We start from the raw sequence: 14,465 nt of genomic DNA on the forward strand, positions 1-14,465 counted from the left end.
AAGCAATTTTTCTGAAAACGTGTATAAAATCCGATACACGTTTCCACACTGCCGTGTGTATCACGATATAATGTACAGCACAGCAGGTAACCACCTCGCCGTGCGTGTCATATCATACCATCTGTTTTTCTGAATTGCAAGACCTTTTTTGATCGCAGTTCAGCGGGGACCCGGACTGCAAACGAACGAATGCAGCCATCTGTTCTATACCAGAAGAGAGCCCGCTCCTTTCGGAAACGGGCCCTCTTCTATATAGAAAGGAAATCTCATCCTCAGTCGATGTCATCGACATCCGGCGGAGTCGCGGTCATCGCCTCGAGGCTGCCATCGAGGTTTGCCTTCAGCGTACCGTCGGCATTAGTCGATACCTTATTACCATCCGCATCGCGGAGATTTGTTTTACTCTTCATGACCAGTCCGGAGTAAGAGATCACGTAGTTCTTTCCATCTACGTAGCAGGTCTGGTACTTCGCACTCTGATCCGCCTGCTGCAGTCTGCCCTCATAATAGAGGTAACCGTTCTTCACGCCGGTGTAGCCGCGGCCGTTGCTCTCTGCATAGTAGGTGATCTTATCGCCATCCGCCTCGGTCATCACGAAACGTCCGGTCTTTACCGAGCAGTCTGCTCTGCTGGATCCACAGTAGTAGTAATGCACGCTTGCGTCGGTCGTCGTGGAACCCTTCTGCATGCCATATACCGGATTTCCCTTTTCGTTGAAGAGGTACTTCTTACCGCTGATCGACTGCACGAGGAAGTTGCCGGTCGTTCCAGCTGCCGGTCGTCCATTCGAGCGGAAGTAGAAATACTCTACATCACCGCTGGCGAGACTCTCATCATAGGAGCCATCGCTGTTCTGCGGTCCGGTCGTCGTATACCAGGTGTTCTCGATCAGCTGGCCCTGCTTGAAGTGATCGTCGGTTTTCATCGCGAAATACATGTATCCGCTGATCTCCGGGGTCGTATCCTGTACCTTCGACCATCCGAGCTGCATCACGCCATTCTCATCGAAGCCGTACTTGAGACCATTGATGGTCTTTACGGTAACGTTATAGCTGTCAGACGCGTACTTTTTATTCGTTCCAGTGGCGAAGAAATACCAGGCTGCATGATTCGTGCTGTAGTTCACATCGTCCTCATAGAAGCTCTGGTCCTCCTCCGGAATCGTCAGGTACTGCCAGCCTGAAACAGCGGCACCTGTGTTCGGATTACAGTAGTAGCTGTTTCCATCTACCCAGCCGGTCTGCATCACACCCATCTCATCGAAGTAGTAGCGATAGCCGCCAACGGTCTGCCAGCCGCCCTTTTTCAGGGTGCCGTTCCCGGTAGCGTAGTACCAGATCACCTGACCGTTGCTCTCCGCCTTGATCCAGGCGTTCGCCGCCACGGTTCCGTTATCCTGCATATATACCGGCTCGCCGCTGGTGTTCGTCGTCCAGCCGGCCGCAAATGCACTCGTCGCGGAAATCACCGCAAGCGCACCGGCTGCGATCAGAAGTTTTCTAAGCTTTTCTTTCATCATATCGTATCCCTCCGGACCCGGCTCTACCGGCCCCAACGCCTGTGGATGCACTGGCTCCGGTCGCCGCCGTCCTCTTTCGGACCGGATGTATGCGCTCGTGTGCGCCTCACCGGACGATTTTCCAGTCTGCATCATACTTATGCTATAATAATAGCCTTTCACTCATGCAAATGCAATTTCTATTCCATGAAGAATACTGAATAATCCCGGCGAAATGCTTACGATTCTCTTACATTCACACGCGTCACCGTGGCTTCGTTCGTCACGCCTACCGCCTTCGGCCAATGCTGTTTTCTCTACTATTATGACTTTTCGCAGCTTTCCCAGCGGCCGCTGCAGCCGCATGGCAGCACGAGTCCGGTTTCCGTCACCGGCAGGCCAACCTCTTCCGAGTGGATCACACCGCCGAGGCGTGCACGGATCGCCGTGCCGAGCATATAGCTCATGACCGCCGGCTGCAGTCCGGTCGTGTAGGAATTGATGAGGAAGAAGATGCTGTCTTCTGTCAGCAGCTTCGCCGCCTGCTGCACGAGCGGATAGACCGAATCCTCGATCTTCCAGATCTCCCCCTTCGGTCCACGACCATAGGATGGCGGATCCATGATGATCGCGTCATAGGTATTTCCACGGCGGATCTCACGCTCTACGAACTTCATACAGTCGTCGACGAGCCAGCGGATCGGCGCATCCTTGAGATGGGAGGCCTCTGCGTTTTCCTTCGCCCACTGCACCATGCCCTTCGAGGCGTCCACATGGGTCACCTGAGCACCGGCCGCGGCCGCGGCCAGGGTCGCACCGCCCGTATAGGCAAAGAGATTCAGCACCTTCACCGGACGGTCGATACCTGCCTGCTTCCGACGCTCCACTTCCCCGAGGATACGATCCGCGAACCAGTCCCAGTTCGCCGCCTGCTCCGGGAAGAGACCGGTATGCTTAAACGTAAACGGCTTCAGGTGGAAGGTCAGGGTGCGTTTTTCTATAGGAAGCTTCTCGAGCTGTGCATAGACCGGTGCCGTCGGGCAGTAGGTCGCACGCACGTCCGGCTTCAGGGTCGAGGCGGCCGCATCCGCGCCACCGAGCACGTAGGAAATCTTCCACTGCTTCGGAAGATCGAAGAACTCCCACTCGCCGCCGCCCTTGTTCGAGCGATGATAGTGGCCGTTCAGCTTCTTCCAGTACGGATTCCGGAAGGGTGTCTGCCAGATAACCTGTGGATCCGGGCGACGGAGGATATACTTCCCCCAGCGCTCCAGCTTGTCGCCGTTTGATGTGTCGATAACCTCATAATCTTTCCAATGATCTGCAATAAACATAGAACTCCTATCGTCCTCCGCTGAGAATTTTCCACTGCAGCGGCAGGTACCGTTTCAGTACACGCTTCAGCCCATACGCGGCCGCGACAGCGACCACCGGGGTCAGCAGGTACAGCGCGAGGCGCACCGCTTCTCCCCATCCGTCGTACGGAATGCCCAAGTACTGTATCATATAATACTGTGCGCGCGCAATCGGATAATGCACTGCGTACAGAAAGAAGCTGTTTTTCATATAGGGTTTCGCTTCCGGCAGACGGTCTCCGGGCAGGACGAACCAGACGCCGAGCACGAGCAGCAGTCGTCGCACGATGGCGACGAGCGCCTGCGGACCACTCCCGGACAGTGAAAGCACAAACAGTGGAAGCTGCTGAAGGCACTTTCCGATCCAGCGCGCCAGTGCCCCTCCGCTCATCAGGTAGGCCGGCATCGACATCCGCGCGATGCCGCTCCCATCATAGAACACGAAGCTCATCAGCTTCGCCGGGGTCAGGATCTGCAGCAGCCATGCTAGCAGCAGGAGGCCAATGCCGGCGATGCGGCACCCTCTCTCCATGGAGCTGCGACGCTGACGGGCGTTCGCTGCCACCGGCAGGACGACGATCTCCGCCTCCCCTTTCACCTTTCCAGGCATCGCCTTCCGGAGAAGCCGGGCGTCCGCTGCGGCGCCTTCGAACAGCCCCCGTCCATGACAGGCGAACAGGGCGCCGACGCCATAATAGATGAGGGCGTCTGCATTGACCAGCGGGAGCGTGGCGCCTGCACCGATCGCGGTGGCGAGCAGGAGAAGTGACAGAAGCATAACGAACGCGTTCCGGAGCAGCAGGTAGAGAAGAGGCGCGAGGAGCGTCAGCAGCATCAGCTGGTACATATACCAGAAGGTCGGATTACAGCTGTGGTTCGCAGCAGCCTCACTCATCGCCGTGAGGGAGAAGTGCCGACGGCCGGTCAGCACGTAAGCGAGATACCAGAGCACATTCCATGCGCCATAGGGTACGAGCAGCGACCAGACCCGCTCCTGCCACTTCCGCCCGATATCCCGGAAGCCATGCAGTGTCCGGAAGAAGAGGTAGCCGGAGATCAGAAAGAAGCCCGGCACCGCCATCTGCCCGAGGGCGTTCGACAGAAGGTGCTCGACGTGGCCGGCGACGCCGGTGATGCCGGCAAGCTCTGCACCGGTATGGTCTGCGGTCAGGATCATCGAGCTGAGCGTCGTGTTGTCGATCGCGAGGTTTACGCTGTGAATCAGGACGACGAGCAGGGACATCAGGAAGACGTACCAGTTTATTTTATTTCGAAATCTGTTTTCTTGTGTCGGATTCATAGCCTTTATTTTACATAGAAAAAGAGCCGCCTGCAACGGCGACTCTTTCGTATATCGATCCATATATCGGTCAGCGGATCCTGTGGATCGGAACGTCTTTTGATACACACCGCCATCTCCGGGCAGTTGGTTCAGTATCACGTCCGAACACGGCACAATCCATGCGATTTACAGTGGAAGCTCCATCTGCTGGGTCATCTGCTCGCGATGTGCTCTGTAGGCAGCGACCTTATCGTTGATTTTCTGGCTGGAATCCAGGATCGAGGAGATCGACATATCATGATTCAGGTTGTCGATGATGAGGGCGATGTACTTCGCCATATCGACGCTGATGTACCACGGCTTCGTCAGAAGCTCCGGCTGCTGGTAGATCAGGTTCGTGGTGAAGACACCGTTTAAGGTGCCGTTTGCGTACGCCTGGTCGAACTTGTTGAAGCCGGAGGTGAAGAGACCGAAGGTGCAGCATGCGAAGACACGTCTCGCCTTACGCTCCTTCAGCTCCTTGGCCGTATCGATGAGGGACTCACCGGAGGAGATCATATCGTCGATGATAAATACATCCTTCCCCTCTACATCTGCACCGAGGAACTCATGGGCCACGATCGGATTACGGCCGTTGACTACCTTTGAGTAGTCACGTCTCTTATAGAACATACCCATGTCGATGCCGAGCACGTTTGCGTAGTAGATCGCACGGCTCATACCACCCTCATCCGGAGAGATGATCATCATGTGGTTCTTATCGATATCGAGGTCCTCTACATGTGCGAGGATCGCCTTGATGAACTGGTAGGAGCAGGAGATGTTGTCAAAGCTGTCCTGCGGGATCGCATTCATGACACGTGGATCATGTGCATCGAAAGTGATGAAGTTCTCCACGCCCATCGCATGAAGCTCCTGGAGCATCATCGCGCAGTCGAGGGACTCACGTCCGGTACGCTTGTGCTGGCGGGACTCATACATGAACGGCATGATGACATTGATGCGCTTCGCCTTGCCGGTCGTCGCTGCGATGACGCGCTTCAGATCACTGTAGTGATCATCCGGGGACATGTGGTTCACCTGGCCGAACAGGCTGTAGGTCTGTGCATAGTTCATGACGTCAACCATCAGATACAGATCCACGCCACGTACGGTCTCGAGGATGTTCGCCTTCGCCTCACCGGAGCCGAAGCGGGACACCTTCGCCTGTACGATATAGCTGTCCTTCTGGTAACCGTTGAACGCGATGGTCTCCTTGTGATCACTCTCACGCTGGGTACGCCATGTAGAAAGATACTCATCGACCTTCTGGCCCAGTGGCTGGATCGAATCGAGCGGCATCAGCGCCAGTGGTCCCACCGGGATACGCTCAATAAACTCTGAAGTTCTGGAATCTGACATTCTCTCTCCTCCTTAGAAACGTTCCAATCTCAAATCAACCTTCTTTATATATGTAAACAGTCATGACTGTCAACATCTTTTTACCATACATTCTATAACTACAGCTTTTTCCATAACAGTACAGACAGAGGACCCGGTGGGCGGTAGCTTTTCCACCTATCCCAGAGGCCTATGGGCTTTCGGCTCAGCGCAGCCTCTGGTCCACTCCGTAGAGCGGGATGTAGTCGTACTCCGCCATGATACGGGAGACGATACGATCAGAATAACGGTCCTGCATCGCCCGGAAGTTCAGATTCGTCGAAATCATCACGGACTTGTGCAGTACCATCCGCTGATTCAGCACATAAAAGAGACGCGAGGTCGTATAGCTGTTGTTCATCTCCGTACCGAGATCGTCGATCACGAGGAGATCGCAGTTCAGGATCGCATCCTCTGTTTCCTCCTGCTCCTCCACATCATGCCGGAGCGCTCTCGAAAAGCTGTCGAAGAGATCCGTGCTGGTGAAGTAGATCACCGAATGGTAGCTGTCCATCAGCGCCTTCGCCACACAGTTGATGAGGAAGGTCTTTCCGGTACCCGGATTTCCCATCAGGATCACGTTGCCGTGCCGCTCATCGAAGTTCTGCGTCCAGTCCAGCAGCAGATTCCGGACCTCCGCCATATACTGACGGTTCGTCTTTCCGCCCGCACCATCGATCAGCTCCCGATCATCGAAGCGTGTGAGATCGAAGTGATCGAAGTTCTGTGTTCGTACGATACGCCCAAGATGGGACTGCTGATAGATAAACTGCATCTGCATCTTTTTGAAGCAGTGACACTTCTCCCCACCGATGAAGCCGGTATCCTGGCAGTCCGGACAGGTATACTGCATCTCGAGATAGTCTGCCGGGAAGCCGTTTCGCACGAGCAGATCCTTCTTCTCCTCGCCGATGGCGCGGATATGGTCCTTCAGGTTCCGAAGCTCCTCCTTCTGTCCCTCGCGCATCAGCTGGAGCGTGCGCCCCGCCTCTGCGCGCACAGAAGCCTCCAGAGCCTTCAGCTCCGGAAGCTTCTGATACGCGTCCTTTTTCCGTGCCTCGAGATGCAGCGCATCCTTCATCCGACGGACGTCATAGACGTGCATGATTTGATTATACTGTGCATTCGTGAGTGCCATTCTTCATCCTGTCCAGCACACGCTTCTGTGCGATGCTGTCATAATCGATTTCTGACTTTTCTATGTTAAGGAACTTGTTGTTTCTGGAGCTGGAACCACGGGTCTTCTTTTTCGTCTTCTTCTCTTCGAAGGACCTGATCAGCTCCCGTGCCTGTGCCAGCGTGACGATGCCCTGCTCGTGCCAGTTGATCGCGACAGCCTGCAGATACTTGCTGGTCGTCTTCTTGATGCTCGCACAGTACTCAAGCAGATACTCGATGACATCTGCCTGCATGTGGAGATCTTTATACATATACTGAAGCGTCTCCACCTGACGGATGCTCGGAAGTGTCGGCAGCACATGCTTCGCCACAAACAGAATACCGGCGAACTCCTCGTCATCGAACACATCATCGACGGTACCGGAAAGCTTCTCGAGCTTCTGCTCGGCCTGCTCCATCGCCTGTGCCGGAATCGCGGTCGAAACAGCCGCCGCAGCGCTCTGCGCCTCTGCTTCCGCCTCCATATCGCAGGTCTCGCGGAGCTCCTCGCGAACGAGGGCATCGGTCCCCGCCTTAAAAACGCCCTGCTTCTCCCAGTAGCGCACGGCACGCTCGATATCACCGTCGGTCAGGTTCAGTGCATCCGCTGCATCCGTCACCGTAAACTGCTCTCCCTTATGCCGAAGCATCAGAAGATATACTTTTATATAATCCCCGTTCGCCGATCCCAGATACTTATCCAGAAAATCGTTCGAAATACAGGTCGCATGTACCGCAAGGTTATCAACAATATTTGTGCCCATCTCAACTACCCGGTTCTATCTACATTCCGTGATACGGAAATCTACAGTTAAAAAAATCCGATGCAAAATCGATCACGCAGACGTCGTTCTCAGGGTACGCGCCCACCGCAATGCCCGGTGGCAGAACCACCGTTTGCTTCGGTGAAATGATGATAACACAGGGTGCAAAGCTCTTCAACCGATCCAGTCCACAACTTTATCCACCTAAGTTATCCACATCGCGGTGGATAATGTTCACAGCTGAAAAGTCAAGACCTACATCTCGATTCTAAATTGTTTACAATTTTATTGCAATGTGTAAAAGCGCGTAAAATCGATGTCAAGAGCGGCAGCGGATTGTATTTAAATAGTACAATCCGGTGTTTATCCACAGCATAGCGGTGGATTTCCATTAATATCTGTTGATGAAAACTTATTTCTTTTTGGTAAACGCTTACATTTTCAGTCGGATCTGGCAGGTGGCCCGGCGGGATTCGTAATACAAAATGAGGCCAGAACCCGCGTAAGGGGTTCTGGCCTCGTCTGATCAGGCTTCTTCCACGATGGCACCCGGCTGCTTCAGCAGGTCGTCGCCGACCTTATAGATGTCGCCCGCGCCCATCGTAATCAGGACATCCCCCTCCTCTACATGCTGCAGGAGGAAGTCCTCGATGTCTTCAAACTTCGGAATGTAATATACATTTGTATTCTGCTCGAGCATATGCTTCCGCAGATCATCGGAGCTGATGCCGATGGTGTTCTTCTCTCGTGCCGCATAGATGTCCGCCAGCACGATCTCATCCGCCTGGCTCAGCGCGCCTGCAAAATCATCCAGCAGCGCCGCCGTACGACTGTAGGTATGCGGCTGGAATACGATCCAGAGCTTCCGGTGCGGATACTTCTTCGCCGCCTCGATGGTCGCTGCGATCTCCTGTGGATGATGCGCATAGTCATCGATGATGGTGAAGCCGTTCACACTGCCCTTCTTCTGGAAGCGGCGGTCTGTGCCGGTGAAGCGCTTCAGGCCGCGCAGAATCACCTCCATCGGGATATCGAGGGAGCGTGCGACCGCAACTGCTGCCAATGAATTATAGATATTATGCTCGCCGGTGACGCCGAGCTCCACCTGTGCCAGCTCTTCGCCCTTATAGAAAAGGGTATAGCTCGGGTGTGCGAACTTATCGTAGCTGATGAAGTTTGCCGTATAGTCTGCATCCTTCTCGTGTCCGAAGGTGACTACCCGGCACTTCAGCGCCTGCGTGAAATACTCACTGTGCTTGATGTCCTTATTGATCACCAGCAGGCCATCCTCCGGCAGCTTCTCTGCGAAGAGCTTAAAGCTGTGACGAATATCATCGATGTCCTTAAAAAAGTCGAGGTGATCGGCTTCGACATTCAGGATGACCTCGATGGTCGGGAAGAAGCTGAGAAACGAGTTCGTGTACTCACAGGCCTCCACGACGAAGGTCTCCTGTCCACCGACGCGGATGTTTCCACCGATGTCCTTCAGCATGCCGCCGACAGAAACGGTCGGATCCTTATGCGCCTCGAGCAGGATCTCCGTGATCATCGAGGTCGTGGTCGTCTTTCCATGGGTGCCCGAGACATTGATCGCCTCCTTATAGTTCCGCATGATCTCACCGAGGAGCTGGGCCCGGGTCAGCATCGGGAGATTCTTCTCCTGTGCGGCTCTGAACTCCGGGTTATCCGGGTGAATCGCCGCCGTATAGACGACGACGTCGATGTCATCTGTGATGTTTTCTGCAATCTGCGGATAGTGGACCACCGCGCCCTGCGCTGCCAGCTGGTCGGTCAATGCTGACTCATGGCTGTCGGAGCCGGACACCGGAAACTTCCGTGAGAGCAGGATCTCGGCGAGACCGCTCATGGAAATACCGCCGATACCGATGAAATGAACGTGTACAGGCTTATCAAACTGAATCTGATACATATATTCTCTACCTTCTTATCAATCTCTTATTTCATTGATTTTTTCAACGAGTTCAGCATAATCCCCGCAGTACTTTTTGTAAAGAGGAGAAACCGCATCCCGGAAGCGCTTCTTTTCCCGCTCTGGCAGCACGATTTCGACGGTGCCCTCCCGAAGACACTTCTCCCGTGCACTCGTTTCACGTGCCGTCCAGAGCTCACGCTCATAGAGGCCGGCCGCGTCCGCACAGCGCTGAATCGTCGCCTGATCCTCCGCGGAAAGCTGCTCCCAGGTCGCACTGCTGACGAGCATCAGCTCCGGAACGCGCATATGCTCATCCACGGTATAGTACCGGGCGATTTCGTCATGCTGCATCGCCTCGTAGGACGCCCAGTTATTTTCCGCGCCATCGATCTCACCGGTCTGCAGCGCATCCTTGACGGCTTCGTAGACGATCGGCACGGCTTCCGCCCCCAGCGCCTCGACCATATCTTCTGCGAGTTCTGCCTGCTGGACACGGATCTTCATCCCCTGCATGTCCTCGAGGCAGTGGATCGCTTCATCCGTCGTATAGAAATTACGAACGCCGGCATCAAACCAGGAAAGTGCAACCATACCGCTTCCCTGGAAGCTGTCCTTCACCTGTGCACCGATCTCCCCATCCAGTACCCGCCACATATGGTCTCGGTCCTCATATAGATAGGGCAGCTGCAGTACGAGCGTTTCTTCACTATAGTCCGGCAGATTCGAGAGCGAACAACGACAGAAATCGATGCCACCATAGGATACCTGTCGTACCGTAGAATCCTCATCCCCGAGCTCTGCGTTCGGATATACACGTATCTCGATGCGGCCATCGGTTTCCTGATTCACCTGGTCTGCAAAGCGGCGTGCTGCCTGGACGGTCGGATAATTGCCCGTCTGGTTATCGGCATAGCTGAACACATATTCCGGGACCTTTCTCTGCCTCTCCTGTGATGTCTGCGACTGATTCGTCTGCGCGTCTGTGATCCCCGCAGCATCCGCACTCGCTGTCGACGCCACACCGGCACCGCCTGTACTCTGCGAGCTCGCCTTCTTCGACGCATCGGCCGCTGCCGTACTGCATCCAGGCAGCTGACTCAGCAGAACGACGCCGCCAAGACTCAACAGCAGGCACTTTCTGCGTCCTCTGAAAGAAAAAATCGTCTGTCTCTTCATGTCACTGCGTCTTTTCACTGTCTACCGTCACTTCGTCTTTTTCGCCGGATGAGCCTTCACTGCACTTGCCTCTGCAAACTGCAGGAAGGATTTGCTTTCTTCTTTACTCTGAAAGGCATAGCCCGGAATCACCAGTCCGTGTCCACGTCCAGTGTACAGTACCGTCAGATTCAGAAAGCGACGAACCGCATAGATTTCCTTCCATGTCAGTGTCTGGTGCTGCTCCCCTACGGTGATATAGATATGCTCCTCCGAAAATGCAAGCTCTGTATCCTCCTGGATCTTCACTGCATTTTTTCTGCATCGAACATAAACGATAAGCGGCTGAATGAGCGGGAAATAAACTGTACCGATCGCTGAAACGATGAGCCAGCCCATCCAGTGATTTCCGTAGCTGGCACCCGCGAGGACCGCCATCGCGAAGGTAAAGACGACATTGACCACGCCAACCAGCGAGCTGTACTGATAGATCATCGCGAGCTCCCACATCTCCTTCACGCCGTTTCTGTATTTAAAATGATAACGCATGCATGCACCTCTCTTCCTGTTTGCATCCATCTTATAAAAAAAGCACGGCGGATTCAACCGCCGCGCTTTTTAATCGCATAAATTCACATGTAGACACGCTGCTTACAGCTTGCCGATCATGGAAAGAACACCGGTACCCTGCTGTACATATCCGAAGAGCTTCGGAATGAGGAGGGAGATGTTCGGAATGAAGGTGATCATCATGAGTGCGACAACCATCATTACATAGAACGGAAGCATCGCTACGACGATCTTCTCCATCGGACGCTTCGCAATCGCTGCACCGATAAAGAGAACCGAGCCAACCGGCGGTGTCAGAAGACCGATACCACAGTTGAGAACGAGGATGATACCATACTGAACCGGATCCATACCGATGGACATAACGATCGGAAGAAGGATCGGGGTCGAAATCAGGATGATCGGCGCCATATCCATGATGCAGCCGAGGATCAGAAGGATGAGGTTCACGAGCAGTGCGATGACAACCGGGTTGTTCGAAACACCGGTGATCAGGTTTGCTGCGAGATCCGGAACATGGAGTCTGGTCAGGCAGTAGCCGAAGATCGAGGAGGTAGAGATAAGGATCAGCACGATACCAAGGGTCTCTACACAGCTGTCGAGGCACGCCCATGCCTGCTTCCAGGTGATACCCTTATAAACGTAAATCGATACAAGCAGTGAGTAGATAACGGCGATCGCAGCAGACTCCGTCGCTGTGAACACGCCGGCTACGACACCGACGACGACGATCAGGATGCACAGCAGTGCCCAGATGGAGGTTGCGAGGCTGCGTCCCAGTCTCTTCAGTGAGAACGGCTCACCCTTCGGATAGTGTCTCTTCTTCGAGATGATGTAGGAACCGATCATCAGGGAACCTGCGAGAACAACGCCTGGAAGGTAACCTGCGAGGAAGAGCGAACCGATGGAGATACCACCTGCCGTGGTCGCGTAAATAACCATATTGTGGGATGGCGGAACCAGCATACCCTCAACAGAGGATGCGATGGTAACAGCCGTCGCAAAGTCAACATCATAACCACGGTTTACCATCATCGGGATCTCAAGAGAGCCGAGGGATGCGGTATCTGCAGAAGCGGATCCGGAGATACCACCGAAGAAGTAGGATGCCAGGATGTTTACCATGGCGAGACCACCGGTCATCCAGCCGACGAAGGCGTCTGCCAGATCCAGCAGCTTCTCAGAGATACCACCGGTTCCCATGTATACACCCATGGTGATGAAGAACGGAACGGCCATCAGGGAGAAAGATGAAATACCCTTTACCATCTGCTGTGCAACGGTGTTCAGCGGAAGTCCCTGATACATCAGGCAGCAGACCGATGAAAGTGCTACAGAGTACGCAATCGGCACTCTAAGGAAAACCAATGCGAAGAATGTAATCAGGAGAACTGCAATAGCGGTTGTATTTGCCATAATTATTTCGCCTCCTTTTCATCCGGTGTATCAAAATGCATGCCGTCATCCGGCTTATAATTCTTATCCAGAATGTGCTCGATATCGATCACTAAGCGCTCCAGCTCGAAGAAGATCATCGCGAAGCCGGCCAGCGGAATCGGGAAATACATCCACTTCTTACTGAGCCATGGCATGGAGATGAAGGAACCCTTCGCACCGATGCCGTTTGCATACTTCCAACCGACGATCAGCATGATGAACGCAAGTACCATGACAGCGATATCATCGAGAAGATCCAAGGCCTTCAGAAGCCCCGTCGGAAGATAACGATCGAAGGTCGTCATACGAATATGCGCATTACGACGGATAGCCAGTGCCGCAGAAAGCACGGACATATAGGCCATCAGTGTCAGGATCGTCTCCTCGCCCCAGCCTGGCGCCGGTAAGAAGGTGAGGTAACGTCCCAGTACAACCCAGGTCATGATGAGGATATCAGCCACGAGAAGCAGCTTACAGAGCACCATGACGATTTTGTAAACCCAATCATAGATTGGCTCAAACTTTTTTAAAGCGTCAAGCATAGAATCCCCCTTCTAAAACTATGAGGTGCTCACGGACACGCCGTGAGCACCTCACTACATGTCATTCGAAAATGACGTTTGGTTAATTTTTTACAGATTAAGCAAGTGCCTTGATCTGATCAAGCACATCCTTAAGCTCGCCGGTAGCATACTCCTCGGTGATCGGTGCGCATGCAGCCTCCCACTCGGACTTGTCAGCGATCTCGATGACGTTGCAGCCACGACCCTTGAGCTCCTCGAGAACCTTATCCTCAGTCTCAGCAGCGATCTTCTGGCAGTAATCAGAAGCGATCTTGGAAGCCTCGGTGATAACGTCTCTCTGGTTGTCGGTCAGCTTGTTGTTCCAGGACTCATCAGAGATAACAACCTCGATTGCACCCAGTGTGTGACCATCCAGTGTAAGGTTTGGACCAACCTCGTCGAAACGGTTGGAAGCGTAGTTTGCGATCGGCTGACCAGCACCATCAACGGTGTTTGTCTGAAGTGCGGAGTAAAGCTCGGTCATGGAAACAGATGCAGGGTTTGCACCGAGAGAAGAAACCATCTTCTGCATGATCGGGTCATTGGAAACACGGATCTTCATGTTCTTAAGATCAGCAACGGTAGAAACCGGCTTGCTCTCAACTGTAAAGAAGTGTCTGAAGCCCTCCTCGCCGTAGAAGAGACCCTTGATACCAACACCAGCCTCCTCAGACTCGTTCAGAATCTCTGCACCGAGATCGCTGTGTACGAAGTTCCAGAAATGCTCTCTGGACTCGAAAACGTACGGGAGAGAAAGAAGAACGGACTTGGATGCGCCGTAGGAAGTCAGAGCGAATGCAGAGATACGGGACATATCGATGTCTCCGCCACCGCCGAGCATAGAGTCAAGAACGTCCTGCTCTGCGCCGAGTACGCCGGATGCCTGAAGGTCGATGGTGATGGAACCACCGGAGATTGCCTCAACAGCCTCCTTGAACTTGGTATCCATCTGTCCGCAGATAGTACCCTCGAGCGGGTTAACCTCAGCCATGGTCAGGGTAACCGCCGGATCAGCTGCTGCAGCCTCGTTTACAGTGTACTCACCGTCTGCTGCTGCGGCCTCGGTCGTCTTCTCCTCTGCTGCTGCAGTGGTCTCCTCAGCTGCGGCCTCAGTAGCTGCCTCGGTTGCTGCTGCAGTGGTAGCTGCTGCAGTGGTCTCAGCCGGCTTGGATGAGCCACAGGCTGCAAGGGATGCAACCATGGTTGCGGCGAGAACGCCACTTAAGATTCTCTTCTTCATAATAGATATCCTCCATTTTGTATAATTTTGACATCCACACTCTGCGGATGTCTTTCACACACAAGCACATTATAAAGAACAATCCTGCGT

12 protein-coding genes are annotated in these 14,465 nt (G+C 53.9%); all 12 read right to left on the reverse strand.

The window, feature by feature from the left end:
• Nucleotides 1-272: 272 nt before the first annotated feature.
• The gene (locus tag ACTNC3_RS02930; protein WP_441226396.1) at nt 273-1,520 is read right to left on the reverse strand and encodes a cell wall-binding protein; all 1,248 of its coding nucleotides are present in this window, start codon (nt 1,518-1,520) and stop codon (nt 273-275) included.
• 302 nt (nt 1,521-1,822) lie between these two features.
• The gene (locus ACTNC3_RS02935; RefSeq protein WP_441226397.1) at nt 1,823-2,833 is read right to left on the reverse strand and encodes a class I SAM-dependent methyltransferase; all 1,011 of its coding nucleotides are present in this window, start codon (nt 2,831-2,833) and stop codon (nt 1,823-1,825) included.
• Nucleotides 2,834-2,840: 7 nt separating this feature from the next.
• Entirely contained in the window at nt 2,841-4,154 is a 1,314-nt protein-coding gene (locus tag ACTNC3_RS02940) for an acyltransferase family protein (RefSeq protein WP_441226398.1), read from the reverse strand.
• Nucleotides 4,155-4,322: 168 nt separating this feature from the next.
• Nucleotides 4,323-5,537, reverse strand: coding sequence for a ribose-phosphate pyrophosphokinase (locus ACTNC3_RS02945; RefSeq protein ID WP_441226399.1), 1,215 nt, complete (start codon nt 5,535-5,537; stop codon nt 4,323-4,325).
• Nucleotides 5,538-5,721: 184 nt separating this feature from the next.
• The gene (locus ACTNC3_RS02950; RefSeq protein ID WP_441226400.1) at nt 5,722-6,693 is read right to left on the reverse strand and encodes an ATP-binding protein; all 972 of its coding nucleotides are present in this window, start codon (nt 6,691-6,693) and stop codon (nt 5,722-5,724) included.
• Nucleotides 6,668-7,477, reverse strand: a complete 810-nt coding sequence (locus tag ACTNC3_RS02955; RefSeq protein ID WP_410042685.1) for a DnaD domain-containing protein — start codon at nt 7,475-7,477, stop codon at nt 6,668-6,670. The genes ACTNC3_RS02950 and ACTNC3_RS02955 overlap by 26 nt, the downstream gene beginning before the upstream one ends.
• Before the next feature lie 526 nt (nt 7,478-8,003).
• Nucleotides 8,004-9,407, reverse strand: a complete 1,404-nt coding sequence (gene murC, locus ACTNC3_RS02960) for a UDP-N-acetylmuramate--L-alanine ligase (protein ID WP_441226401.1) — start codon at nt 9,405-9,407, stop codon at nt 8,004-8,006.
• 18 nt (nt 9,408-9,425) lie between these two features.
• Entirely contained in the window at nt 9,426-10,586 is a 1,161-nt protein-coding gene (locus ACTNC3_RS02965) for a TRAP transporter substrate-binding protein (RefSeq protein WP_441226402.1), read from the reverse strand.
• Between the two features lie 27 nt (nt 10,587-10,613).
• Nucleotides 10,614-11,114, reverse strand: a complete 501-nt coding sequence (locus tag ACTNC3_RS02970; protein WP_410042688.1) for a YcxB family protein — start codon at nt 11,112-11,114, stop codon at nt 10,614-10,616.
• Nucleotides 11,115-11,216: 102 nt separating this feature from the next.
• The gene (locus ACTNC3_RS02975) at nt 11,217-12,551 is read right to left on the reverse strand and encodes a TRAP transporter large permease (RefSeq protein WP_410042689.1); all 1,335 of its coding nucleotides are present in this window, start codon (nt 12,549-12,551) and stop codon (nt 11,217-11,219) included.
• A 2-nt stretch (nt 12,552-12,553) separates the two neighbouring features.
• Nucleotides 12,554-13,114 (reverse strand): TRAP transporter small permease, encoded by a 561-nt coding sequence (locus tag ACTNC3_RS02980; protein WP_410042690.1) that lies wholly within the window; start codon nt 13,112-13,114, stop codon nt 12,554-12,556.
• A gap of 97 nt (nt 13,115-13,211) precedes the next feature.
• A complete protein-coding gene (locus ACTNC3_RS02985; protein ID WP_410042691.1) occupies nt 13,212-14,375 on the reverse strand; it encodes a TRAP transporter substrate-binding protein in 1,164 nt (387 codons plus the stop codon).
• Between the last annotated feature and the right edge of the window lie 90 nt (nt 14,376-14,465).

The organism is Oribacterium sp. HCP3S3_B9, from assembly GCF_052064255.1.
Lineage (GTDB): Bacteria > Bacillota > Clostridia > Lachnospirales > Lachnospiraceae > Oribacterium.

Bases quoted from the DNA above. Each gene is read 5' to 3' on its own strand.
- murC (WP_441226401.1), bottom strand. From the start codon at position 9,407: ATGTATCAGATTCAGTTTGATAAGCCTGTACACGTTCATTTCATCGGT.
- ACTNC3_RS02985 (WP_410042691.1), bottom strand. From the start codon at position 14,375: ATGAAGAAGAGAATCTTAAGTGGCGTTCTCGCCGCAACCATGGTTGCA.
- ACTNC3_RS02970 (WP_410042688.1), bottom strand. From the start codon at position 11,114: ATGCGTTATCATTTTAAATACAGAAACGGCGTGAAGGAGATGTGGGAG.
- ACTNC3_RS02935 (WP_441226397.1), bottom strand. From the start codon at position 2,833: ATGTTTATTGCAGATCATTGGAAAGATTATGAGGTTATCGACACATCA.
- ACTNC3_RS02975 (WP_410042689.1), bottom strand. From the start codon at position 12,551: ATGGCAAATACAACCGCTATTGCAGTTCTCCTGATTACATTCTTCGCA.
- ACTNC3_RS02940 (WP_441226398.1), bottom strand. From the start codon at position 4,154: ATGAATCCGACACAAGAAAACAGATTTCGAAATAAAATAAACTGGTAC.
- ACTNC3_RS02955 (WP_410042685.1), bottom strand. From the start codon at position 7,477: ATGGGCACAAATATTGTTGATAACCTTGCGGTACATGCGACCTGTATT.
- ACTNC3_RS02950 (WP_441226400.1), bottom strand. From the start codon at position 6,693: ATGGCACTCACGAATGCACAGTATAATCAAATCATGCACGTCTATGAC.
- ACTNC3_RS02945 (WP_441226399.1), bottom strand. From the start codon at position 5,537: ATGTCAGATTCCAGAACTTCAGAGTTTATTGAGCGTATCCCGGTGGGA.
- ACTNC3_RS02930 (WP_441226396.1), bottom strand. From the start codon at position 1,520: ATGATGAAAGAAAAGCTTAGAAAACTTCTGATCGCAGCCGGTGCGCTT.
- ACTNC3_RS02965 (WP_441226402.1), bottom strand. From the start codon at position 10,586: ATGAAGAGACAGACGATTTTTTCTTTCAGAGGACGCAGAAAGTGCCTG.
- ACTNC3_RS02980 (WP_410042690.1), bottom strand. From the start codon at position 13,114: ATGCTTGACGCTTTAAAAAAGTTTGAGCCAATCTATGATTGGGTTTAC.